Origin of the sequence: Plantactinospora veratri, from assembly GCF_036421995.1 — a bacterium.
Taxonomy (GTDB): Bacteria; Actinomycetota; Actinomycetes; order Mycobacteriales; family Micromonosporaceae; genus Plantactinospora; species Plantactinospora veratri.
This window is the reverse complement of sequence record NZ_JAZGQL010000007.1, coordinates 159,796-182,087: the sequence shown is the minus strand read 5'-3', so window position 1 is coordinate 182,087 and position 22,292 is coordinate 159,796. Positions and strand designations below refer to the sequence as shown.

Below are 22,292 nucleotides of genomic sequence, written 5' to 3'. Positions count from 1 at the left end.
TCCGGCCACCCCATCGTCCCGGTACCCGTCGGACCCCGGTCCGCTCGTCGGAAGGCATCCCGCATGGACTTCGACCCCACCCCCGAGCAGCGGCAGCTCCGTGAGGCCGTCCAAGCGCTCGGGAAGCGCTACGGCCACGACTACTTCGTCGCCAAGGCGAAGGCCGGCGAGCACACCACCGAACTCTGGGACGAGGCCGGCCGGCTCGGCTACCTCGGGGTGAACATCCCCACCGAGTACGGCGGCGGTGGCGGCGGCATCACCGAACTGGCCATCGTCTGCGAGGAACTGGCGGCGGCCGGCTGCCCGCTGCTGCTCCTGGTCGTCTCGCCGGCCATCGCCGGTACGGTGATCGGTCGGCACGGCACCGAGGCGCAGCGTCGGACCTTCCTGCCCGGACTCGCCGACGGTGCACTGAAGATCGCCTTCGCGATCACCGAGCCGGAGGCAGGCTCCAACTTCCACCGGCTCGGCACCGTCGCCCGCCGGGACGGCGCGGAGTGGGTCCTCTCCGGCCGGAAGTGCTTCATCTCCGGCGTGGACGAGGCGCCGTACGTCCTGGTCGTCGCCCGGGTACCCGACGCGACGGCCGACCGGGACGGCGGCGGTGCCGGTACGCCCGACGAGCGGCTCCGGCCGGCGCTCTTCCTCGTCCCGACCGACGCCCCCGGGTTGACCAGGTCCAAGCTGGAGATGGAGATCGTCTCTCCGGAGAACCAGTGGCTGCTCTACTTCGACGAGGTACGGCTGCCCGGCGACGCCCTGGTCGGCGGGTCGGCCGAGCCGGGCGACCGGGACGGGCTGGACGCCGGGCTGCCGGCGCTCTTCGCCGGGCTCAACCCCGAACGGATCACGGTCGCCGCGATGGGCGCCGGCACCGGCCGGTACGCGATCGAGCGCGCCTCCACCTACACCGCCACCCGCCGGGTCTGGGGGCGGCCCGTCGGCGCCCACCAGGGCGTCTCGCACCCGCTGGCGCACGCCGCCGTCCAGGTCGAACTGGCCCGGTTGATGATCGCCAAGGCCGCCACCCTGTACGACGCCGGGCGGGACGTCGAGGCCGGCGTCGCCGCGAACCTCGCCAAGTACGCCTCGGCGGAGGCGGCGGCGCTGGCCGTGGACACCGCCATCCAGGTCCACGGCGGCAACGGGATGACCACCGACTACGGGGTGGCCACCCTGCTCGGCGCGGTACGGGCCGGCCGGATCGCCCCGGTCAGCCGCGAGATGATCCTCAACTTCGTCGCACAGCGGGTCCTCGGCCAGCCGAAGAGCTACTGAACGCCTGCGGGAGCGGCCTCAGAACGCCGGGGTGGCCGTACGGCACTCCGCGTCGATCCGGTGCACCGGGCGTACCCGCCGACCCATCCCCTCCAGCAGCGAGTCCTCGACGTGGAAGCCGTGGATCCGCAGCCGGTAGCGGGGCAGCTCCTCCTCGGTCGGGCAGAGCACCTGCGCCTCGACCCCGCCGGTCGGCACGTACCGGACACCGCCACGCTCCTGGAGGATCACCATGCTGACGTCGTCCACCGTGATGACGTGCCCCCGGATCCGCTCGACGCCGCCGGCGGTCGGGGCCGGTACGGCCGGCCCGCTCTCCGGGCCCGGCGGGGTGGGGGTGCCGGTGCCGTCGTCGGCGGTCCGGACCGTGGTGACGGTCAGCGGCAGCACCGGAGTGGTGATCACCGGCAGCGCCGCCCAGCAGAGCATCACCAAGACCGCCACCTGCACCGTCATGGCGAGCGGTCGCACCACCGCCACCGGTACGGGCCCGGTGACGAGGAGGGCGAGCAGCGGCGGGGCGGCGATCACGAGTACCGCGAACACCTCCCGCTGCCGCCACGCGGCGGCCAGGGTCGGCAGCATCAGCACCGCGTAGCCGGCCAGCAGCGCGGCGAGGAGCAGCACCCGGGGTGTCCGCCGCTCGTCGAGCCGGGCCGGACTGAACTGGAACGCGGCCGTGAACGCCGGCAGCAGCAGCGGCAGGTAGAGGATCGGCCAGGTGGCGAGCGCGACGGCGAAGCTGGCGATCACCACCCACGGCGGGGTGATCGCCCGCCAGCGGGCGAAGAGCGGCGGATGCCGGCCGATCCGGTGCGCCGGATTCGCCTCGGCGCTGGCCAGCAGCACGGCGCCGATCGCGAAGACCGCGACCAGCCCGGCCGAGACCAGCCGGGCGGCGGTGGTGACCAGCGCGGCGGCCAGGTTCACCGGGTTCACGTTGGCGACGAGCAGCAGGGTGGTCTGCAACTCGCCGCCGGCCTCGACCCCGAGCCGGAGTACCGAGAAGATCGCCGGCACCCCGACGACCAGCGTCCAGAAGGACTGGCTGGCCCGGGACCTCCGCTCGGCGGCGTCGGCGGCGGACGGCCAGCCCGGCGCCGGCACGTCGGTCGCCGGGCCGCTCCGATCCCGCTCGGCGAGGGTCACACCGGCGCCTTCTCGTCGAAGTCGACCAGGTCGGGCACGTTCAGCGGCGGCGGCTGCTGACGGTCGGCGCCGAGCCACGGTCCCAGGTTCCGGTGGTACGCGCTGAGCCACGGACTGGTCCGGCCGGCCCGCCCCTGCTGGTAGCTCTTCTGGAGGAAGAAGGCGACCAGGTCGCGCAGCGCCGGATCGCTGATCGGCACCCCGACGCCGAGCTGCTCGCTGGTGCCGAAGGGCATGTCGACGATCTCGAACTTGCCCGGATAGTGGGAGCGGAACCCGGCGAGGATCGTCTCGTCGGAACTCACCGCGTCGTATCTGCCCTCGATGATCCCGTCGACACAGTCCCGGACGTTCTTGACCACCAGCGCCTTGACCTCGTGTTTCTCCAGTTCGGCTTCGGTGGTCGACCCGCCACCGACACAGATCCGGAAGCCGGGGGTACGCAGGTCCTCGATCGTGCGGATCCGGCTCTTCAGCGCGACCGGGATCATCACCTCCTGGGTGGTGACGAAGTACGGCCCGGCGAAGCTGACCAGCTTCTGGCGTTCCTCGGTGATGGAGAAGCTGGAGACCACCATGTCGACCTGCCCGCTCTGTAGCGCGGGGATCCGGTTCTCGGTGGCGAGGTGGACGAACTCGATCCGCTCGTCCCCGGCGTAGCCGAGCGACGCCGCGATGTAGCGGGCGATGTCGATGTCGAATCCGACGTACTTGCCGCTGTCGTCCAGTACGCCCATCAGTGGTTCGTAGGTGGCGACCCCGATCCGCAGCTTGCTCTGGCCGTGGATGTGCGACTGCTTGAGCTTCTCCTGCACCGAGGGCGGTTCGGGACCGCGACGGCTGTCGCACCCCGCTCCAGCGGCGAGCAGCAGGGTGAGCACGACCGCCATGGTCGTGCCGAGGAGGCGTATCCGGCCTCTGGGTGATGTCTCGGTCATCGGCGGACCCCGGTCTGCAAGAGGGGGATGCTATCGCCGAGCGTAGCGGTCAACGTCCACTTCGGTGCTACCCACCGCGCGGGGGTCAGCTCGCCGTGAGGGTTGGCCCGGTGAGCCGGTCGACGCCCTTGCCGGCCAGGCAGCGGAAGGTCCGCCCGGTCCCGCCGGCCGGCGGCGGAAGTACCTCGAAACGCCACGGTGCGACGTCGATCAGGGTGGTGGTGTGCCGGAAGACGGTGGCGTTGCAGACCTGGCGGACGGTGGTGTCGTCCTTCACCGCCGCGTGGTCGGCCGGGTCCAGCCCGAGCGGCAGGTCACCCTCGGCATAGGACTCCCAGGTGTGCCGGCCGGCGCAGGAGGTCTCGGGGGCCTCCGCGGCGGTCCCCCGGAGCCGGACCGGGCCGAAGCACTCCAACTCGGCCGGGCAGCGGGCGACCTCGGGCAGCGGCAACTGGCAGCCCGGCAGCGCACCGACGCCGAACGGCGGCCGGGTGGCGGTCGGACCGGCCGTCGTCGCCACCGCCCGCCCGCTCGGTGACGGGCCCGGCAGGGCGCGGGTGGCGACGAACCAGGAGCCGCCGACGATGCTGGCGAGCAGGGCCAGCACGCCGAGCCCGCCGAAGATCCAGTAGCGCCGCTTGCGGCGGCTGGGCCGGGAGACGGTGGGCTCCCCGTCCACCTCCGGCGGGCCGGAGCCGGACCGGGGTGGTGGCGGCGTGTAGGACTTCGAGAGATAGACGCTGGGCGGGGCACCACCGGAGGTCGGCGCCCCCGAGACGGGAACCCCCGAGACGGGAACGCCGGAGACCGGCGCACCCGAGGTGGGGGTGCGGGGTGCGGGCGTACCGGCGGGAGCCGACGTCGTCCCGGGGCCCGCCGGTGCCGCGCCGCCGCGACCGGCCGGGTCGCCGGGCGGCCAGGACCCGCCGGAGACCGGAATCCCGGAGACCGGAATCCCGGAGACCGGGATCCCCGACACCGGCACGGCGGCCACCACGGTCGGGTTCGGCGTCGTCGCCGCGGTCGGCGGATCCAGCGGTACGGCCGCGAGCAGGTCCCGCAACTGCTCGGCGCTGGGCCGGTCGGCCGGGTCGTTCGCCATCCCGTAGCGAAGCAGGTCTAGCAAGCGGCTCGGTACGCCCGGCAGCTCGGGGATCGGCTCGGTGAAGAGTTCCAGCAGGGTGAGCAGTCCGGGATTGCGGTCGGCCTGCCAGCGTGGCGGCTTGCCGTGCATCACCGCGTAGAGGGTGGCGCAGAGTGCGTAGACGTCGACGGCGGGCGAGGGCGGGCTGTGCCGGAACATCTCCGGTGGCGCGTACGCCGGGGTCAGCACCTCCAGGGTGATCGCCGAGTCCCGGGCCTCGGCGAGTACGGCCAGCCCGAAGTCGGCGAGTGCCGGCTCGTTGAACCGGGAGTAGAGGATGTTGGCCGGTTTGACGTCCCGGTGCAGCACCCCGAGCTGGTGGGCGTCGGCGAGGGCGTCGGCGATCTTCACCCCGACGTCGCGGGCCTCGACCGGGCTCAGCGGCGAGGTACGCATCCGCTCGGCGTACGACCCGTCGCAGAGTTCCATGATCAGGTATGGGTGCTGGTCCTCGGTCACCCCGGCGTCGAAGAGGTCCACCACGTGCGGGTGCGACGACATCCGGCCGGCGGCCCGCGCCTCGCGGAGGAAGCGGCGCTGGTCCCGCTCGCTGTCCAGGGTGCGGTTCTCGACCTTCACCGCGACCTCGCGCCCCACGGACTGCTGGGTGGCCCGGTAGACGGTGGCGTAGCCGCCCCGGGCAAACACCTGCAAATCCGTCAGACCGGGCACGACGGGCAGCGGCAGCGCGCCTGGCGGGGTGTCGGTCACAGAGTCGAAAATACCGGGAACATGAGCCGGTTCAGCCCCCCGCACCCGTGGCTGTTACCGGCTGGTTGCCAATGCGGTGCCGGTCGTACCAGAGTCCGGCGGCGGTGGCAACCGCACCCAGGCCCTCCCAGAGCGCCACACCGAGGAACCGCCCCGGCGCCACCTCGGTCAGCACCAGGACGGTGAAGACGGTGAAGGTCAGCGCCCGGAACAGCACCGTGAACGCGAAGAATGGCCGCCACTGGGTCCACGCGGCGAGCAGGTAGTAGACGCCCATGTTGAACGAGGCCATCGACGACGCGGCGACGAAGGTCCTGGTGTAGTCGCCGTCGGCCCGCTCGGCCGGGGCGAGCACCTCGAAGCCGAGCATCGCCAGCAGCCACTCCGGGCGGACCAGGCCGACCGCACCGAGCAGCAGGGCGAGCCCACCGAAAACGGCGATGGTCCAGCCTGCGACCGAGCGGGGCAGCCTCACCTGCGGTCCTCCGTGCCGGCGCCGGTCCGCTGTGGACGGCAGTGGATCTAGGCTAACGGCTGACCGGCCCGGACGGTATCCCGAAGATCGATGGAATCGGAACCGGCGGCACGGCCTGACCGGCGCCACGACCGGGCCGGCCCTCGGCGACTGCGAACTCGGCCCCGACCGAACTCGGCCCCGACCGACCCGCCGCCCGCGCTACGCCGGAGTCTCCCCGGCCAGCGCCGTCGGCGTCGGAACCTCCCCGGCGAGCCGCTGCCGGACCACCACCAGCCGCTCCGGAGCGGCACCCGTCGACGACCGGGCCAGCCGGTCCCGCAACTCCTCCGCCCCGGCCCGCTCACTGGTCTGCTGCGTCGAGTACGCCAACCGGACCGCCTCCTCGGCGACCTCGACCGCCTCCGCCGGCTGCCCCGCCTCGGCCAGCGCCTCGGCGAGCACCCGCGCGGCGATCACCCGACTGCGGATGTCCTCGCCCGGAGCCTCCACCGCCTGCCGTGCCCAGTCGAGCGCGGCCGCCGTCTGCCCGTCGGCGAGCAGCGCGGACGCGTACCGGGCCAGGGCCTGGCGGCGGCTGAACAGCACCGACGGCACCGCACCGGCCGCCGCGATCGGTTCGAGCAGGCTCACCGCGGTCGCCGCGTCACCGTCGGCCAGCCGGCTCGCGGCGAGCAGCATCCGGGGACCGAGCTGGGTCGGCGCCAGCGGGTTGTGCGGCTCCACCGCCGCCAGCACCGCCTCGGCGTCCCGTTCCGCCGCCGCGACGTCGCCCCGGTCCAGCGCCACGAACCCGCGCAGCGTGCCGGCGAGCCCGGTCAGCAGCGGGTGCGAGGTGCGCCGGCCGTGCCCGAGCGCGTCGGTGAGCAGGTCGGTGGCGTGCTCCGGCTCGCCGACACCGCGCGCCACCGCGCCGCGTACGACCAGGGCGAAGCCCCGGCCCCAGTCGTCGGAGGCGGCGACGAAGTCCCGGTACGCCCGCCGCGCCTCACGGTCGGCGTCGGCGAGTTCACCCAGCTCGGCGGCGGCGAACGCCTCCACGGCGCGCAGCGTGCCCACCGCCCACGCCTCGCTGACCCGCTCGCCGAAGGGCAGGAAGACCTGGGCCAGTCGGCGGGCCTCACCGAGCCGGCCGGCGAGCAGCCGGGCGAACGCGGTCGTGCCGCGCAGCCAGGCCCGGCCCACCGGATCGTCGATCTGGGCGAAGAGCCGGGCCGCCCTGCCCAGCACCGCGTCGGTGCCGGCGAAATCGCCCCGGGTGGTGGTGACCCAGGCCAGGTTCTGCAGTGACCAGGCCTGCCCCCGGGGATCGTCGGCATCCAGGTTGACCTGGTACGCCCCGGCGAACCGGCTGCTGGCCTGGCTCAGCCGGCCGCTGACGAAGTCGGCCATCCCGAGCCGCCGCATCGCCGAGGCGCGGGGCCCCGGCAGATCGGCCCGGGTGGACACCTGCAACGCCTCCTGCCAGGAGTTCACCGCCCGCGCCTGGTCACCCAGGGCCTGGTACCCCTGACCGACCACGAGCAGTGCCCCGGCCCGTACGGCGACGTCGTCCCCGGCGTTCGCCCCGATCTTCTCGGCGAAGGCGAGCGCCTCGGCGATCCGCCCCACCTGAAGCAGGGCCCGGGCGTGCACCAGCCGGTCGCCGCCGGGTACCGACTCTCCGGCGAGCCGGGCGGCCCGCTCGGCGTACTCGACGGCCTGGGCCGGCTCTCCGGCGGCGAGTGCCCGGCGGGCGGAGCGGCCCAGCGCCGCCATGCCGAGCGGTGCCACGTTCCGGGCGGTCGCGTCGGGGCGCAGGCTGACCACGTCGGCGAGCGCCCTGGCCCGCTCGGCGTGCTCGGCGATGAAGGCGTCGCGTTCGGCGACCGGCAGCCCGCTCGCCCCGGTACCGGTCCGGCCCGGCTCGCCCGGACCGGTGCCCGGGTCCGGCGGCGCGGCCCATTCGGCGAGGGCGGCGTGCCGGTCGGCGAGGTCGGCCTTGCCGATGCCGGCGTAGACGGCCTCCCGCATCAGCGGGGTGGCGAAGATGTAACCGTCCCGGTTGCGGTGCAGCATCCGGCGCTGGAGCAGCTCCTCGACGGCCCGCTCCTGCTCGACGGCGAGGACCGCGGTCGGCCGCCCGTCGCGCCCGGCCCGCCGCTCGCGCAGCGCCTCCAGGGCACCGGCCGGCACCGTGTCCCCGACCACCGCGGCGTCCCGAAGTGCCGCCCTGGCGTCCGGCGGCAACGCGTCGATCCGGGCCGCCAGCACGGCGGCGAGGTCCCGGGAGAGCAGCCGGCTGCCCAGCGAGCCGGGCGCCAGCCGCCAGATGACGCTGGCCCCGGTAGCGGCGGCGGCCGGACTCGGCGAAACCGTGCCGGATGCGGGCTTGGCTCCCCGGCCATCGTCCGGGCCGACCGGTCCGCCGTTGCGTCCGCCGGCCCGCTGACCCGGGACGGCGGTGCCGGTCGCACCCGTCCGCCCGGCGGAGCCGGCACCCTGGTCGACGGCCGGACCGGCGGGGGATCGGGCCGGCGCCCGGCCCAGCACGGTGGTCAGCGCACCCCGCTCCATCAGCAGGGTGACCAGCTCCGCGAGGTAGAAGGGGTTGCCCTGGGCGGTGGCGAGCAGCCGGTCCACGTCGGCCTGCGGCAGCCGCCCCCCACCGAGGTAGGCGGTCAGCAGCCGGGCGGCGTCGGCACCGCGCAGCGGCGGCAGGGCATGCACCTCGGCGTCGGCCAACCGGGTCAGCGCACCGGCGGTGCGGACCAGTTCGGGGCGACCGAGCAACAGCACCAGCACCGGCCCGGTCAGCCGGGAGAGCGTCACGCCGAGCGCGTCGGTGGTCTCCGGGGTGGCGTCGTGCAGGTCGTCGACGATGACCGCGAGCGGCCTCTCGGCGGCGAGCGCGCTGAGCAGTTCCGCGACGGCGGCCGGGATCGCGTCGGCGTCCGGGCCGGTGTCGCCGGCCGACCACTCGGCCGGGCCGGCCGGCACGGTGCCGTGCGCCGCCGGCAGTTCGGCGTAGCCGAGCAGGGCGAGCAGGAGGTCGACGGCGACCGGTGCCGGGTCGGGCCGGTACCGGGACAGTCGCTGGCCGAGCCGGCGCAGCCGCTCCTCGACCACCGGCCGGGTGACGGCGGTGGCCGGGCCGTCCGGCAGGCCGACCGCGGCCCGGACGAGGTCGGCGAGCGGGGCGAGTCGGCGCCGCTCCCCGAACGCCGCGCACTTGACCGAGAGCACCCGCGCGCCGGTGTGCGTCGCGTACCGGCCGGCGCCGACGTCGTACCCGGCGGCCAGCCGCTCCACCTCGGCGGCGAACCGGGACTTGCCGATCCCCGCCTCGGCGGTCATCAGCAGTACCCGGGGCTGGCCCTGGTCGACGACCTCGGCGAGCCGGCCGGCGACCCGGCCGATCTCGGTCTCCCGGCCGACGAAGGGTGCCTCGTCACCGAGCCCGGACCGGGTACCGGGAGCGTCGAGCAGGCCCAGCAGCTCGTACGCCTCGACCGGCTCCCGCTTGCCCTTGAGCCGCAGCGGACGGAGCTGTCGCCAGGAGGCGACCCGGCGGGTCGCCGCCGCCGTCCGGGCACCGGCATAGACGGCACCGATCGCCGCGGCGTCGGCCAGCCGGGCAGCGGTGTTCACGGTGTCGCCGATGACGGTGTACTCGATCGACGCCTGGATGCCGGCGACCACGTCACCGGTGTTGAGTCCGACCCGGAGCCCGAGCGGCGCTCCGCCGCCCTGCTCGTCGTCGAGCACCCGGCGCACGGCACGCTGCATGGACAGGGCCGCCCGGACCGCGCGCTCGGCGTCGTCCTCGTGTGCGACGGGAGCGCCGAAGACGGCCATGATCCCGTCGCCGGTGAGCTTGTCGACGTGCCCACCGAAGGTCTTGACCGCACCGGCGAGCGCGGCGAGAACCCGGTCGGTGACCGTGCTGACCCGCTCTGGATCAAGGTCCTCCGACCAGGAGGTAAAATCGGACAGATCGCCGAAGAGCACCGTTACCACCCGGCGCTCCGCCTCCGGAAGGGTCGCGGCAGCCGGCAGCGCGACTCCGCAGTTGTGGCAGAACCGCGCACCGGGTACGGCAACGGTTCCACACACCGGGCAGGTCACGGACTTTCCAACCCACCGGGCCCCGGGCCGGATTCCCGGTTCTCGTGATCGAGATAGGCGAGCTGGGCCCGGACGGACCACTCGGCCGCCGGCCAGAGCGACCGGTCCACGTCCGCGTAGACCGTTGCGACCACCTCGGCGGCGGTGCGTGCCCCCTGGCTGCGCGCCGTGCGGACCTGGTCGAGCCGGGCCTGCCGGTGGGCCAGGTAGAACCGGGCCGCGGCGGCACAGTCGGCCAGCGGCGGGCCGTGCCCGGGCAGCGCCGGCACCCCGGAGAACTCGGTGAGGGTCTCCAGGCTGGCGAGGTAGTCGCCGAGGTCCCCGTCGGGGTGTGCGACGACCGTGGTGCCCCGGCCGAGGATGGTGTCGCCGGTGAGGACGGCCCGCTCGTCGCCCCCTTCGACGAGGAAGCAGACCGAGTCGGCGGTGTGCCCCGGGGTGACCAGTAGCCGGATCCGCAGCCCGGCCCGCTCGACCGTCGACAACCCGTCGCGGGCAGTCAGCGGTTCGGCGCCGGTCAGCTCCAGGAACCGGTCCAGCCCCTCGGTGTGGTCGGGGTGGCCGTGCGTGACCAGCACCCCGGCGACCGGCCCGCGCCCGGCGACGGCGGTCAGGTGACCCTCGTCGAGCGGGCCCGGGTCGACCACGACCACCTCACCGGCGCCCGGGGCACCCAGGACCCAGGTGTTGGTGCCGTCCAGGGTCATCGGCCCGGGGTTGGGGGCACGGACCAGCGTCGCCCAGCTCGGTAGCTGGTCGGCCAGCGCCGCCGCCGGCGCGGTCACATGCCCGGTCATGGCTGAGATGGTACGACCCGCAGGCGACAGCGGCGTGACCTGCCGGTGTCGCACCGGTCGGACGGACCACCCAGGGCATCACCGGGTACGCGCACCGACGCACCGGCGTCCGGTCCGACCCCGCCGTCCCTGAACTCCCCACCCGTCCCGTTTCCACCGCTGCCGCAGCGGTCCACCGGACGGCGGACGGCGGACGGCGGACGGCGGACGCTCCACCGGACGACCGAAAGCTCAGGGCATCCGGAGGCTCGCCGGACGGCCGGGCGCTCCGGGCATCCGGAGGCTCAGGCCACCTCGACGATGACCTCTACCTCGACCGGCGCACCGAGCGGCAGCTCGGCGACGCCGACCGCGCTGCGGGCGTGCCGGCCGGCCTCGCCGAAGACGGTGCCGAAGAGTTCCGAGGCGCCGTTGACCACGCCGGGCTGCCCGGTGAACCCGTCGGCGGAGGCCACGAACCCGGTCACCTTGACGATCTTGACGACGCTCTCCAGCCCCACCAGCGCGTCGATCGCGGCGAGGGCGTTGAGCGCGCACTGCGCGGCCAGGTCCTTCGCCTGCTCGGCCGAGACACCCCCGCCGACCCTGCCGGTGGCCAGCAGCTTGCCGTCGCGCAACGGCAACTGGCCGGAGACGTACACCTGGCGGCCGGACTGGACGGCCGGCACGTACGAGGCCAGCGGCGGCACCACGTCGGGCAGTGCGAGGCCCAGCTCGGCGAGCTTGGCGTGCGGACCAGTCGTCACGGTTTGGCCCGCTTGAGGTACGCGACGAGCTGCTCCGGGTTCGGGCCGGGTATCACCGCCACCAGTTCCCAGCCGTCCTCGCCCCAGTTGTCGAGAATCTGCTTGGTGGCGTGCGTGAGCAGCGGCACCGTGGCGTACTCCCACTTCTGCATCGCTAGAGGTCTCCTCGTCTCGGGCTTGTCGGCGACAGCCTACGGGCTGCGGCCACGCCGGTACGCGTACGCCTCCCGATCCGTGCGGTGAAGCGGTCCCGGTCCCGCCCGTACCGTGCTGCCCCGGTTGGGCGGGGCGGGATACCCTCGCCGGGGCGGGTCGCCACAGCTCTGCCGCCACACCCACCGACCATGCCAGCCCTCCCGACCCGCCGGCCGGCGCCTTGACCACCGCATCGGGGCCCTGCGGGGATTGGGGAGACCATGAGGCAACCGTCCGACGGCGACGAATCCGGCCGTCCGCCGGCCGAGCCCTCGGCACAGGCCGGATCCACCGGATCGACCCCGACGACCGACCGCACCGGACCAACCCCACAGCCCCGGTCGACCGGTGACCCCTCGACGGACTCGCCGGAACCGCCGGCTGGCGGAGCAGCCGGCGCGACATCCCCGACCGAGGTACCGGTGGGGGCCGCACCTCCGTTTGAGGCGACGCCGTCGGGCGACGCCGACGACGGCGAGCTGGTCGAGGCGACCCCTCCGACCAAAGCCGCGCCCCAGCCGCCAGCGGCCGCCGCCGATCCCGACGCCCCGGAGGACGTCCCGGAGCCGCCAACCCAACGGCTCTCCCCCGCGTCCGCGGCCGCTCCGGACCTGCCGGAGACCCCCACCCGACGACTCACCCCGCAGGTCCCGGTCCTCCCGGATCCCCCGGAGACACCGCCGCAGCCGACCGCCGCCCCGACAGCACCAACAGCACCGGCGGGACCACTGCCATACGGGCCACCGCCGACCCCGGCGCCACCCACGTCCGGCCCACCCACGTCCGGCCCACCCATGTCCGGCCCACCCATGTCCGGGCCACCCATGTCCGGGCCGCCGATGTCCGGGCCGCCCGGGTCGGCGGTGCCCGGACACGGTCCGTTCGGACACGGGCAGCCCATTCCGGGGCAGCCCGGTCCGGGCAGCCAGCACCCCGAGCAGGTCGGCCCCGGTTCCGCCGTACCCGGTCATCCGGCACCTCCCGGCTATCCGGTGCCCGGCCCCGCCGCACCGACGAGAAAGCGGCGCGGCCTGGTCATCGCGTCGATCGCGCTGGCCGTGACGCTGCTGCTCTGCCTACTCGGCGGGGTCACCGCCTTCCTCGTGCTCCGGGGCGCGGAGCGGGGCGAGGGAGCCACCGATCCGGTCGTCGCCGTGGACGAGTTCCTGACGGCGGTCTACAGCGAACGGGACGCCGACCGGGCGAGCAGCCTGGTCTGCTCGGCCGCCCGGGACGGCGAGAAGATCGCCGCGAAGATCGAAGAGGTGGCGGAGGCCGCCGGGCGGTACGACACCGCGCGGTTCCGCTGGGCCACCCCCAAGGTCGACGAGCAGACCGGGGGACGGGCCCTGGTGTCGACCAAACTCACCATGACCACCGGCGACGAGCGGTCGGTGGACCAGCAGTTGACCTTCGTGGTGGTACGGGAGACCGGCTGGTGGGTCTGTGACGTGATCTGACCGGCCGGGCTGCCCGGGCTCCGGCCTGGTTAGGCTCGGAGGGTGCGAGCGGGTGAGGAGTCGGGCGACCGGGTGGACGCCGACCGGGCGAGTGCCCGGTGGCCGGCCCGGTTACACGTGATCACCGGTAAGGGCGGGACCGGCAAGACCACGGTCGCCGCCGCGCTGGCCCTGGCGCTGGCCAGCGGCGGTCGCCGTACCCTGCTGGTCGAGGTGGAGAGCCGGCAGGGCATCGCCCAGCTCTTCGGCACCGATCCCCTGCCGTACGAGGAGCGGCCGATCGCCACCCCGCGCGGCGGCGGCGAGGTACGCGCCCTGGCCGTCGACTCCGAGGAGGCGCTCCTCGAGTACCTCGACATGTTCTACAAGCTCGGTGCGGCCGGCCGGGCCCTGCGCAAGCTCGGCGCGATCGACTTCGCCACCACGATCGCACCGGGGCTGCGGGACGTACTCCTCACCGGCAAGGTCAAGGAGGCGACCACCCGGACGGCCGACAAGCGCCGGGTGTACGACGCGGTGGTGCTGGACGCCCCGCCGACCGGTCGGATCGGTCGGTTCCTGAACGTTACCGCCGAAACCGCCCGGCTGGCCAAGGTCGGCCCGATCAAGACCCAGAGCGAGGGGGTGGCGGCGCTGCTCCGCTCCCCGATGACCGCCGTGCACGTGGTCACGCTGCTGGAGGAGATGCCGGTCCAGGAGACGATCGACGCGATCGCGGACCTGAACAGCCTGCGGATCCCGGTCGGGCGGCTGATCCTGAACGCGACCCGTCCGCCGCTGCTGGCCGGCAAGGTCACCCAGGCCGAGCTGCGCCGAGGGCTGGCCGCCGCCGGCCTGCCGACCGACCGGGCGACCGTCGCCGGCCTGCACGCCGAGGCTCGCGACCAGCTCATCCGGCGGGAACTGGAGGAGTCGCTCCGGGCCGACCTGGTCGAGTTGGGGCTACCGCTGGTGGAGCTGCCGCTGCTGACCGAAGGCGTCGACCGTACCGGCCTGGACCTGATCGCCGACACCCTGCTCACCGCCGACTGAGGTGTAAGGAAGGGCCCCTTCTACAACAGAATGCGATAACAGGGGGCCCTTCCTTACACCTCAGCGCCGATTGACTCACACCTGGGCGGCACCACGCCGCCCGCGCGGCACTGTGCCGATACGCTCGGTTGGTGCGTCCCGATCACCCAGCACCGGAGCTGGACATCGACCAGATCCTCGCCGATCCCGGCGTGCGGATCGTGGTCTGCTGCGGCTCGGGCGGGGTGGGCAAGACCACCACTGCCGCCGCCCTCGCGCTCCGGGCCGCCGAGCGGCACGGCCGGCGTACGGTGGTGTTGACCATCGACCCGGCCCGCCGGCTGGCCCAGTCGCTCGGGCTCAGTGAGCTGGACAACACCCCACGGCAGGTCAAGGGGATCGACGTCGAGAGCAGCGGCGGCGAGCTGCACGCCATGATGCTGGACATGAAGCGGACCTTCGACGACGTGGTGCTCGCGCACACCGACCCGGCGAAGGCGGCGGAGATCTTCGCCAACCCGTTCTACCAGGCGATGAGTTCCACCTTCGCCGGTACGCAGGAATACATGGCGATGGAGAAGCTGGGCCAGTTGCACGCCCGGGACGAGTGGGACCTGATCGTGGTCGACACCCCGCCGTCCCGCTCTGCCCTGGACTTCCTCGACGCACCGGCCCGGCTCTCCCGGTTTCTGGACGGGCGGATGCTGCGACTGCTGCTGGCTCCGGCCCGCAGTGGTGGTCGGAGCATGTTCAGCCTGGTCACCGCCTCGTTCGGGATGTTCTCCCGGGTGGTGCAGAAGGTGCTCGGCGCCCAGTTGCTCACTGACCTGTCCGGTTTCGTGGCGGCGCTCGACTCGATGTTCGGCGGCTTCCGGCAGCGCGCCGAGCAGACGTACCGGGTGCTCCAGGCACGGGAGACGGCGTTCCTGCTGGTCGCGGTCCCGGAACCGGACGCGGTCCGGGAGGCGGCGTACTTCGCCGGCCGGCTCAGCCAGGAGCGGATGCCGCTGGCCGGCCTGGTGCTCAACCGGGTGCACCGGCCCGTGGTGGAGCGGCCGACCGCCGCCGAGAGCCTGGCCGCGGCGGAGCGGCTGGTGGAGCTGGGCGGGCACGAGGCGACCGTGGAGACCCTGTTGGCGCATGCCGCGCTCAGTCAGCAGGCGGCGCGGGAGCGGCGGGTCGCCCGGGTCTTCACCGACGCCTTTCCGGCGGTACCGACGGTGGCGGTGACGGCGCAGCCCGCCGACGTACACGACGTCGACGGGCTGCGCACGATCGGTGCCGCGATCAGCCGGCGTTGACCAGGACCTTGTCCTTGTTCTTCAAGGCCGCCTCGAACATCTTGCGCCAGCTCGCCACCTGCGGGTGACGACGCAGCAGCGCCCGGCGTTCCCGCTCGGTCATGCCACCCCACACGCCGAACTCGATGCGGTTGTCGAGCGCGTCGGCCAGGCACTCGTACCGCACCGGGCAGCTGCGGCAGATCCGCTTCGCCACGTTCTGTTCGGCGCCCTGCACGAACAGCGCGTCAGGATCCCCGTTCTGACACGCCGCCAACGTGGGCCAATCTGTGATCATGCCCATCTGCTCCTGTCCCCCCTTGCAGTCCCGCTACCGACCAGAGCCGGTCAGCCGGCGATAACCCCCCGGCCACCCGTGGCGCCCTCCCCCGGGCACCACGGACGACATGCGTTTCTCTCGCTCGACCATCATGCTCTGTAGTCAACTGATTACGCAACGTTGTCAGCCAAATCCGTCAACCCGGACATTTCCTGGCCCTTCGTCCGGCAATCCGGCCCTGACTACCCGGCGGCGATCAGCGAAAACGCTGCGGAGACTTCCCGGAGGGAGGAGACTCGGCAGCAAGGAGCCCGCAACCGCGCACCAGGGGTCGTGCGTTTAACACAACGAGGCCAGCGCCCGCAGGAAATGGGGAAAGTACGCAGGGCGCGACCTCTGTGTCGATTCACGTACCCTGTCGAGGTGACCTGGATGCGGAAGCGTGACCACAATGTCTTCACCAACGCCGCGTCGCTGCTGATCTGTGGGCTGCTGGCCGGCGTGGTGGTTGCCGCGGCCGCGTTCCCCGCAGTGGCGATGTCCGGGCTGGCCGCCAAGGCCGGCGCGGAGACGTTCGACAAGCTGCCCACCGAACTGACCGTCAAGAAGGCGCCGCAGATCAGCTACCTCTACGCCTCTGACGGCAAGACCCCGCTCGCCACCATGTACGACGAGAACCGTCGCGACGTACCGCTCAAGGACGTCGCACCCGTCGTCGGGCAGGCGCTGGTCGCCGCCGAGGACAAGCGCTTCTACGAGCACAACGGCGTCGACGTCAACGGCGTCGCCCGGGCGTTCGTGGCGAACAACCAGGCCGGGGTCACCACCCAGGGTGCCTCCACGCTCACCATGCAGTACGTCCGGCTCACCATCGCCTACTCGGCGACGCACCCGCAGGACGTCGTGGCGGCCACTGAGGACACCAGCGCTCGGAAGCTGCGCGAGATGCGGTACGCCCTGCAACTCGACGCGGACCTGAGCAAGGACGAGATCCTGGAGGGCTACCTCAACATCGCCCCGTTCGGCAACGGCGCGTACGGCATCTTCGCCGCCAGCCAGGTGTACTTCGGCAAGCACCCGAAGAACCTGAAGCTCGAAGAGGCGGCGATGCTGGCCGGGATGGTCAAGGCACCGTCGGACAACGACCCGACCACCAAGGCCGGCTACCCGGCCGCGGTCGAGCGGCGCAACTGGGTCCTCGACCAGATGGTCGAGACCAAGGCGATCACGGCGGAGGAGGCCGAGAAGGCCAAGGCCGTCAAGCTGGTGGTCAAGGACAAGCGCACCCCGAACGGCTGCGTCGACGTCGGCAAGAACGACTGGGGCTTCTTCTGCGACTTCTTCTACCGCTGGTGGATGGATCAGGAGACCTTCGGCCGCACCAAGTACGACCGGGAGCGGCGGCTCAAGAGCGGCGGCTACACCGTGGTCACCACCCTCGACGCCAAGACGCAGGACGCGGCCAAGAAGGCCGTCGAGCGCAACGTCAAGACGGGCAAGAAGGAAGCCATGATGGTGGCGGCGGTCGAGCCCGGCACCGGGCGGGTCCGTGCGCTGGCGGTGAACCGCAACTACAAGCTCGACGACCCGAACAAGCCGCAGAACAAGATCAGCACGAACCCGGCGAAGAAGAGAAAGAAGATCCGGGGTACCTACCCGAACACCACCAACCCGCTGCTGACCGGCGGTGGTGACATCACGGGTTACCAGGCCGGCTCGACCTTCAAGATCTTCACCGTGGTGGCGGCGCTGGAGAACGGCTACCCGCTGGAGACCACCATCAACGCCAAGGATGTCGCGCAGACGAAGTACATCGTCGAGGCGGGCTCCCCGGCCGCCTGTGCGGGCACCAACAAGTACTGCCCGAAGAACGCCAGCAAGAGCATGGCCGGCGTGCACAACATGTGGAGCGCCTTCGGGTCGTCGGTGAACACCTACTTCGTGCCGCTCCAGGAGCGGGTCGGCGCCGCCAAGGTGGTCGACGCGGCGAAGCGGATGGGCATCACGTTCCGGGCCAGCAACGACGCGAACTTCGCCGCCACCAAGCAGGCGGCGAACGGCTGGGGTGCCTTCACCCTCGGTGTCTCCCAGACGACCCCGCTGGAGCTGGCCAACGCGTACGCCACGCTGGCCGCCGACGGAAAGTACTGCAAGCCGATCCCGGTGCAGTTGATCCGGGACCAGGAGGGCAACAAGCTCGACATCGCCAACCCGCAGTGCTCGCAGACGATCAAGACCGAGGTGGCCCGGGCGGCCGTGGACGCGGCGCGCTGCCCGGTCGGCGACAACTCGTCCACCTCGCGCTGCAAGGGACGTACCGCCGGGAACGTCCGGGGCATCGTCGGCAAGCCGGTGGCCGGCAAGAGCGGCACCACCGACGGCGAGAAGACCGCCTCGCTGGTCGTGATGACCAAGCAGCTCGCGGTCGCCGGCATCCTCGCCGACCCGGACTGGGCCGAGACCACCCAGGACATGGGCCACAACGAGCCCGGCGGCGTCAACCACGCCGTCTACCAGACGCTCCGGGACGCGATGAAGGGGAAACCCGCGGTCCAGTTCACCCCGCCAGGCGGCAAGATCGTCAATGGTGACCAGCGGAGCATCCCGAACGTCAAGTGCCAGCCGGTCCAGTCCGCCCTCTCCCGGGTCAGGGGTGCGGGCTTCGAGGCCGAGCTGGGCGGCCAGGTCGACTCGACCTGCCCCGCCGGCACCGCGGCCGGCACCAGCCCCGAGGGTCGGACGATCAAGGGCGGGGCGGTGACCATCGAGGTCAGCAACGGCAAGGCCCCGGCCGGCGCGAACGCTCCGGCCGGACCCGGCGGCCCCCGGCCACCCGGCCGCCGCTGAGCCGACAGCGTCACGACGACGGGCGGGCATCCCCCACCAGGGATGCCCGCCCGTCACGCGTTAGCCGTCAGCCGGCGCCGAGCTGCCGGCGTACCTCGGCGGCCACCCGACCGCCCTCGGCCCGGCCCGCCACCGCGGCCTGGGCCGCCTTCATCGCCGGGCCCATCTGACCGCGCTCGGAGAACCCACCGGCGGCCAGCGCCCCCGCGACCAGCTCCGCCAGCTCCTCGTCGGCGAGCTGCTTCGGCAGGTACCGGTCGAGCACCTCGCCCTCGGCACGCTCCCGCTCCGCCTGCTCGGTCCGGCCGGCGTCACCGAAGGCGGCAGCCGCCTCCCGGCGCTTCTTGGCCTCCTTGGTCAGCACCGCCAGCACCTCGGGATCGGAGAGTTCCCGCTTCTCCTTGCCGGCGACCTCGGCGGTGCCGATCGCCGCCAACGCCATCCGCAGCGTCGAGGTGGTCAGCTCGTCCCGAGCCTTCAGCGCGGTACGCATGTCCGTGGTCAGGAGGTCCTTCAAGGTGCCCATGGACGGTCAAACTACCCTGAGCGGCATGCAGAAGCGCACAGTATTCCGGTTGGCCGCCGGTACGGTCGTCGCGGGCGGTGGCGCCCTGGCGTACGCCTCGCTCGTCGAGCGCAACATGTTCACACTGCGCCGGTACGACGTACCGGTGCTCGCCACCGACGCCGAGCCGCTGCGCATCCTGCACCTGTCGGACCTGCACATGATGCCCGACCAGCGCCGCAAGCAGGCCTGGGTGGCCTCGCTGGCCGCGACCGACCCGGATCTGGTGGTGGTGACCGGGGACAACCTGGCACACCCCGACGCGGTACCCGGAGCACTGCGGGCGCTGCAACCGATGCTCGACTACCCCGGTGCCTTCGTCTTCGGCTCCAACGACTACCGGGGACCGGTCTGGAAAAACCCGTTCAGTTATCTGCTGCCGGACCGGGAGTACGTGCAGGGCGTCGAGCTGCCCGCCGAGGATCTCCGGGAGGTACTGGCCGGCGCCGGCTGGCACGACCTGAACAACGCCCGTACGTCGATCAAGGCCGGCGGCCGGCAGATCGAGCTGGTCGGCGTCGACGACCCGCACATCGAACGGGACGACTACGCCTCGGTCGCCGGCCAGGTACCGGCGGAGGCCGACCTCGCCATCGGAGTCACCCACTCGCCCGAGCCCCGGGTACTCGACGAGATGGCCGCCGACGGCTTCACCCTGCTGCTCGCCGGTCACACCCACGGCGGTCAGGTCCGGGTCCCGCTGGTCGGCGCGCTGACCACCAACTGCGGCCTGCCCCGGTCGATGGCCCGGGGTCTGCACCGCTGGCCCGAAACGGACGCCTGGCTGCACGTCTCCGCCGGTCTCGGCACCCACCCCACCGCCCCGGTACGGTTCGCCTGCCGGCCGGAGGCGTCGCTGTTGACCCTGATCCCGCGCTGACCTGCGGCCGGTTCGCCAGGCCGGTGCGACCGGGACGCACCGGGCGGGATACCGAATTTGCCCGGCGGGGCGGGTGGGCTACTATTGCTCGGCACGCCTCGGGGTGTGGCGCAGCTTGGTAGCGCGCTTCGTTCGGGACGAAGAGGTCGTCGGTTCGAATCCGGCCACCCCGACCAGAGTAAGTGCAGGTCAGGCCCGGTATCACGACAAGTGATACCGGGCCTGACTCGTCTCTTGGGTAACTCTGGGAGAGATCCGAGAGGGAATCTTGAAGATTTCCTTGCCAGCGGCCTACCCCCGGGCACTCAAGAGGTGGGCCAATCCGACACGGCAGAGCCGGTAGCCTGCTCTCGGCATCGAGTTTCCTCAGGTACCAGGGAGGGCGGCGGGTCAAATAGCCACGTGGCCTGGCCGGTACGGCGCCGGTGCGCGACAAGGCTTCCCGGTCGTACCGCCACGGACGTCACCAAGATCCACGACAGCGGCCATGACCTTGGCGCGGGTCGGCTCAGCTGTGGCGTCGGCGCGGTCCAGGGCAGTCGACACGGGCCCGGGCGACACTCCGGCACGGCAGGCACCCCCCAACCAACTAGCTCACCTGGCTGGACACCTCGTAGTCGAAACCTCCGGCGCAGGTGCACGACGGGACAGTGGCAGCACCATTGTTGGTATGGGCGTGAGAACCTCACACGTTCGCCGGAGGTCTCTGGCTTGTGCAAGTCGACACACCGTCAACGACGCTCATGGGTCAGTGCAGCTAGCCGCGCCGGCTGTTGGTCAAGTGATTCGGTCGGCATGGGGTCCAGGCAGCTCCGCGTCGCGGCCGTCCCACTCCATTTCGAACTCGCACAGGAAATCCAACATCACCTGATGTCGACGCCGGCCGAGCGCGCGCCCGGTCGGCGTGATCAGCCTGTCCCGCAGCAATAAAAGCTTTTCGTGGAAGTGGTTGGTCGTGGTGCCCAAGGTGCGGCGGTACGACTCGACGGAATCGTGCAGCACCGGCGGCTGCTCCGGATCGTGGATCGGCCGGCGGACGTATCCGCCATAGGCGAACGTCCGGGCGATTCCGACCGCACCCATTGCGTCGAGGCGGTCGGCGTCCCGGACGCAGGCGCCCTCCGGCGAGAGTGGTTCGTCCGGAAGCAGCGCTCCCTTGAAGGAGATGTGCGCGACTATGTCAGACACGGCGCCCACCACCGCCTCGTCGACGTTGACAGACCGCAGCCATTCGGCGGCGACGCGCGGTCCGTCATCGTCGCTACCGGTGAACTTAGCATCGGCGATGTCATGCAGCAGTGCCGCGAGTTCGACCACTTCCGCGTCCGCGCCCTCCGCCTGGGCGATGTGACACGCGAGCTTACGTACCCGGAGCGCATGCCACCAGTCGTGCCCGGTCGGTTCACCACCGAGCCGCGAACGCACGAACTCAGACGTCAGGCGGGCGACCTCGGAATGGGAACCGGGAATCATGACCACATCGGGCATTTGGCCGATCACATCGGCACCCTACCCCCGCTCGCCGGCCCGGGCGGCTCCTGCCCGTCAGTGGCGCCGGGCGCGGCGCGGTACGCCCTGCCCCGAACATGAGCCCGCAGGATTCGCCCAGGCGCGACCACGTAGTCGTCGGCCTCCGCCCGCTCCTGTTCCCGGCCCCAACGGGTACAGCGGCTGGCAAGCACCCGCCGGCCACCCCAGTCGAACTCGTGCGACCGGTAGGGCCGGTCGGTCCGCTCGACGAGGCCCCGCTCCCACCCGAGCCATCGCCGGATCCAGCCCTGCACCTCGGTCGGGTTCGGCGACCAGTCGTCGGCGACTAGGGCGATGGTGTCCCAAGTGGCCGAGTGGGCGTCGGCCGCAGCGAGTTCCGCCGTGAGGAAGGCCTTGACGGCGGACTCGTCGTCGAGGCGAGGCACGACCAAGTTGAATTGGACGGAGATTCCGGCCGACCGCAATAGGGCGGCATTTTCGAGTACCAGGTTGAGCGGTTGCCGGCTCTGAGCGGTGCGGCTGGCGAAGATCCCGCTCCGGAATGACGGCAGGTTGGCGGCGACGTGGTCGAGACCGGCGTCCCGCAATGTGTCGATCCTGGATTCGGACAGGAGCGTGAGATTGCTGAACAACGTCAGATCCCGGGCGTCGACCTCTCGGCTGAGACGAAGCAGTTGGAGGAGCGTCGACCAGCGCAGCGTCGGTTCTCCCCCGGAGATCTTCACCCGCGGACGGTTAGGAACGGCCGCGTCCGCCAGCAGGGCTCGTACCCGGTCCCAGTTCCAGGTTTCTCTGGGACGGCTACCCATGTCACCCTGGAACTCGTTGTGGCAGAAGACGCATCTCAGGTTGCAGGTGTCGGTCAGCAAGAAACGCAGAGCCCGCCGCCCGACCAGTCGCTTCGGCTCGGGCACCGCCTGCTCGTATCGGCCCAT

The 22,292-nt window shown here is 72.2% G+C and carries 17 protein-coding genes, 1 tRNA gene and 2 pseudogenes; 7 read left to right on the top strand and 13 right to left on the bottom strand.

Features of this window, described 5'->3' with window-relative positions; all coding sequences use genetic code 11:
* Positions 1 to 63 precede the first annotated feature (63 nt).
* Entirely contained in the window at positions 64 to 1,281 is a 1,218-nt protein-coding gene (locus tag V1634_RS11525) for an acyl-CoA dehydrogenase family protein (RefSeq protein WP_331207749.1), read from the top strand.
* Positions 1,282 to 1,299: 18 nt separating this feature from the next.
* On the opposite strand, the gene V1634_RS11520 is transcribed toward V1634_RS11525, so the two are convergent.
* The 9 genes and pseudogenes from V1634_RS11520 to V1634_RS11480 form a co-directional block, all read right to left on the bottom strand.
* Positions 1,300 to 2,430 (bottom strand): hypothetical protein, encoded by a 1,131-nt coding sequence (locus tag V1634_RS11520; protein ID WP_331207748.1) that lies wholly within the window; start codon positions 2,428 to 2,430, stop codon positions 1,300 to 1,302.
* Positions 2,427 to 3,368 carry a transporter substrate-binding domain-containing protein gene (locus tag V1634_RS11515; protein WP_331207747.1) on the bottom strand — a complete coding sequence of 314 codons (942 nt, stop codon included), beginning with the start codon at positions 3,366 to 3,368 and terminating at the stop codon, positions 2,427 to 2,429. Before V1634_RS11515 ends, V1634_RS11520 begins: the two co-directional genes overlap by 4 nt.
* A gap of 85 nt (positions 3,369 to 3,453) precedes the next feature.
* Positions 3,454 to 5,223 (bottom strand): serine/threonine-protein kinase, encoded by a 1,770-nt coding sequence (locus V1634_RS11510; RefSeq protein ID WP_331207746.1) that lies wholly within the window; start codon positions 5,221 to 5,223, stop codon positions 3,454 to 3,456.
* 31 nt (positions 5,224 to 5,254) lie between these two features.
* On the bottom strand, positions 5,255 to 5,698 hold the full coding sequence (locus tag V1634_RS11505; protein WP_331207745.1) for a hypothetical protein: 444 nt from the start codon (positions 5,696 to 5,698) through the stop codon (positions 5,255 to 5,257).
* 201 nt (positions 5,699 to 5,899) lie between these two features.
* Positions 5,900 to 8,122 (bottom strand): annotated as a pseudogene (locus V1634_RS11500) (adenylate/guanylate cyclase domain-containing protein); the annotation flags it as partial.
* Between the two features lie 111 nt (positions 8,123 to 8,233).
* Positions 8,234 to 9,805 (bottom strand): annotated as a pseudogene (locus V1634_RS11495) (adenylate/guanylate cyclase domain-containing protein); the annotation flags it as partial.
* Positions 9,802 to 10,602: an MBL fold metallo-hydrolase gene (locus V1634_RS11490; protein WP_331207744.1), complete on the bottom strand. Its 801-nt coding sequence runs from the start codon at positions 10,600 to 10,602 to the stop codon at positions 9,802 to 9,804. The pseudogene V1634_RS11495 and the gene V1634_RS11490, both read right to left, overlap by 4 nt.
* A gap of 284 nt (positions 10,603 to 10,886) precedes the next feature.
* A complete protein-coding gene (locus V1634_RS11485) occupies positions 10,887 to 11,348 on the bottom strand; it encodes a RidA family protein (RefSeq protein WP_331207743.1) in 462 nt (153 codons plus the stop codon).
* Positions 11,345 to 11,500 carry a DUF4177 domain-containing protein gene (locus V1634_RS11480; protein WP_107257345.1) on the bottom strand — a complete coding sequence of 52 codons (156 nt, stop codon included), beginning with the start codon at positions 11,498 to 11,500 and terminating at the stop codon, positions 11,345 to 11,347. The genes V1634_RS11485 and V1634_RS11480 overlap by 4 nt, the downstream gene beginning before the upstream one ends.
* Before the next feature lie 852 nt (positions 11,501 to 12,352).
* Here V1634_RS11480 and V1634_RS11475 point away from each other — a divergent pair.
* The 3 genes from V1634_RS11475 (at position 12,353) to V1634_RS11465 (ending at position 15,315) form a co-directional block, all read left to right on the top strand.
* A complete protein-coding gene (locus V1634_RS11475; RefSeq protein ID WP_331207742.1) occupies positions 12,353 to 13,003 on the top strand; it encodes an Rv0361 family membrane protein in 651 nt (216 codons plus the stop codon).
* 72 nt (positions 13,004 to 13,075) lie between these two features.
* Positions 13,076 to 14,035, top strand: coding sequence for an ArsA-related P-loop ATPase (locus tag V1634_RS11470; RefSeq protein ID WP_331207876.1), 960 nt, complete (start codon positions 13,076 to 13,078; stop codon positions 14,033 to 14,035).
* 131 nt (positions 14,036 to 14,166) lie between these two features.
* On the top strand, positions 14,167 to 15,315 hold the full coding sequence (locus tag V1634_RS11465; RefSeq protein WP_407951756.1) for an ArsA family ATPase: 1,149 nt from the start codon (positions 14,167 to 14,169) through the stop codon (positions 15,313 to 15,315).
* On the opposite strand, the gene V1634_RS11460 is transcribed toward V1634_RS11465, so the two are convergent.
* Positions 15,302 to 15,598 carry a WhiB family transcriptional regulator gene (locus V1634_RS11460; protein WP_101369108.1) on the bottom strand — a complete coding sequence of 99 codons (297 nt, stop codon included), beginning with the start codon at positions 15,596 to 15,598 and terminating at the stop codon, positions 15,302 to 15,304. The genes V1634_RS11465 and V1634_RS11460 overlap by 14 nt on opposite strands.
* 408 nt (positions 15,599 to 16,006) lie before the next feature.
* Between V1634_RS11460 and V1634_RS11455 the strand changes: the two genes are divergently transcribed.
* Complete coding sequence (locus V1634_RS11455) at positions 16,007 to 18,421, top strand: transglycosylase domain-containing protein (RefSeq protein WP_331207875.1); 2,415 nt, start codon at positions 16,007 to 16,009, stop codon at positions 18,419 to 18,421.
* Between the two features lie 67 nt (positions 18,422 to 18,488).
* Here V1634_RS11455 and V1634_RS11450 read toward each other — a convergent pair whose 3' ends face one another.
* Complete coding sequence (locus V1634_RS11450; protein ID WP_331207740.1) at positions 18,489 to 18,947, bottom strand: GatB/YqeY domain-containing protein; 459 nt, start codon at positions 18,945 to 18,947, stop codon at positions 18,489 to 18,491.
* A 25-nt stretch (positions 18,948 to 18,972) separates the two neighbouring features.
* Between V1634_RS11450 and V1634_RS11445 the strand changes: the two genes are divergently transcribed.
* Together V1634_RS11445 and V1634_RS11440 are read left to right on the top strand one after the other, a co-directional pair.
* Positions 18,973 to 19,866, top strand: a complete 894-nt coding sequence (locus V1634_RS11445) for a metallophosphoesterase (protein WP_331207739.1) — start codon at positions 18,973 to 18,975, stop codon at positions 19,864 to 19,866.
* A 99-nt stretch (positions 19,867 to 19,965) separates the two neighbouring features.
* Positions 19,966 to 20,042 (top strand) — tRNA-Pro (locus V1634_RS11440).
* Between the two features lie 601 nt (positions 20,043 to 20,643).
* On the opposite strand, the gene V1634_RS11435 is transcribed toward V1634_RS11440, so the two are convergent.
* Together V1634_RS11435 and V1634_RS11430 are read right to left on the bottom strand one after the other, a co-directional pair.
* On the bottom strand, positions 20,644 to 21,366 hold the full coding sequence (locus V1634_RS11435) for an HD domain-containing protein (protein ID WP_331207738.1): 723 nt from the start codon (positions 21,364 to 21,366) through the stop codon (positions 20,644 to 20,646).
* A complete protein-coding gene (locus tag V1634_RS11430; RefSeq protein ID WP_331207737.1) occupies positions 21,363 to 22,292 on the bottom strand; it encodes a radical SAM protein in 930 nt (309 codons plus the stop codon). Before V1634_RS11430 ends, V1634_RS11435 begins: the two co-directional genes overlap by 4 nt.

Excerpts from the sequence above, each read along its gene's own strand:
- V1634_RS11460 (WP_101369108.1), bottom strand. The coding sequence starts at position 15,598 with ATGGGCATGATCACAGATTGGCCCACGTTGGCGGCGTGTCAGAACGGG.
- V1634_RS11480 (WP_107257345.1), bottom strand. The coding sequence starts at position 11,500 with ATGCAGAAGTGGGAGTACGCCACGGTGCCGCTGCTCACGCACGCCACC.
- V1634_RS11490 (WP_331207744.1), bottom strand. The coding sequence starts at position 10,602 with ATGACCGGGCATGTGACCGCGCCGGCGGCGGCGCTGGCCGACCAGCTA.
- V1634_RS11445 (WP_331207739.1), top strand. The coding sequence starts at position 18,973 with ATGCAGAAGCGCACAGTATTCCGGTTGGCCGCCGGTACGGTCGTCGCG.
- V1634_RS11430 (WP_331207737.1), bottom strand. The coding sequence starts at position 22,292 with ATGGGCCGATACGAGCAGGCGGTGCCCGAGCCGAAGCGACTGGTCGGG.
- V1634_RS11515 (WP_331207747.1), bottom strand. The coding sequence starts at position 3,368 with ATGACCGAGACATCACCCAGAGGCCGGATACGCCTCCTCGGCACGACC.
- V1634_RS11455 (WP_331207875.1), top strand. The coding sequence starts at position 16,007 with ATGCGGAAGCGTGACCACAATGTCTTCACCAACGCCGCGTCGCTGCTG.
- V1634_RS11525 (WP_331207749.1), top strand. The coding sequence starts at position 64 with ATGGACTTCGACCCCACCCCCGAGCAGCGGCAGCTCCGTGAGGCCGTC.
- V1634_RS11475 (WP_331207742.1), top strand. The coding sequence starts at position 12,353 with ATGTCCGGGCCACCCATGTCCGGGCCGCCGATGTCCGGGCCGCCCGGG.
- V1634_RS11450 (WP_331207740.1), bottom strand. The coding sequence starts at position 18,947 with ATGGGCACCTTGAAGGACCTCCTGACCACGGACATGCGTACCGCGCTG.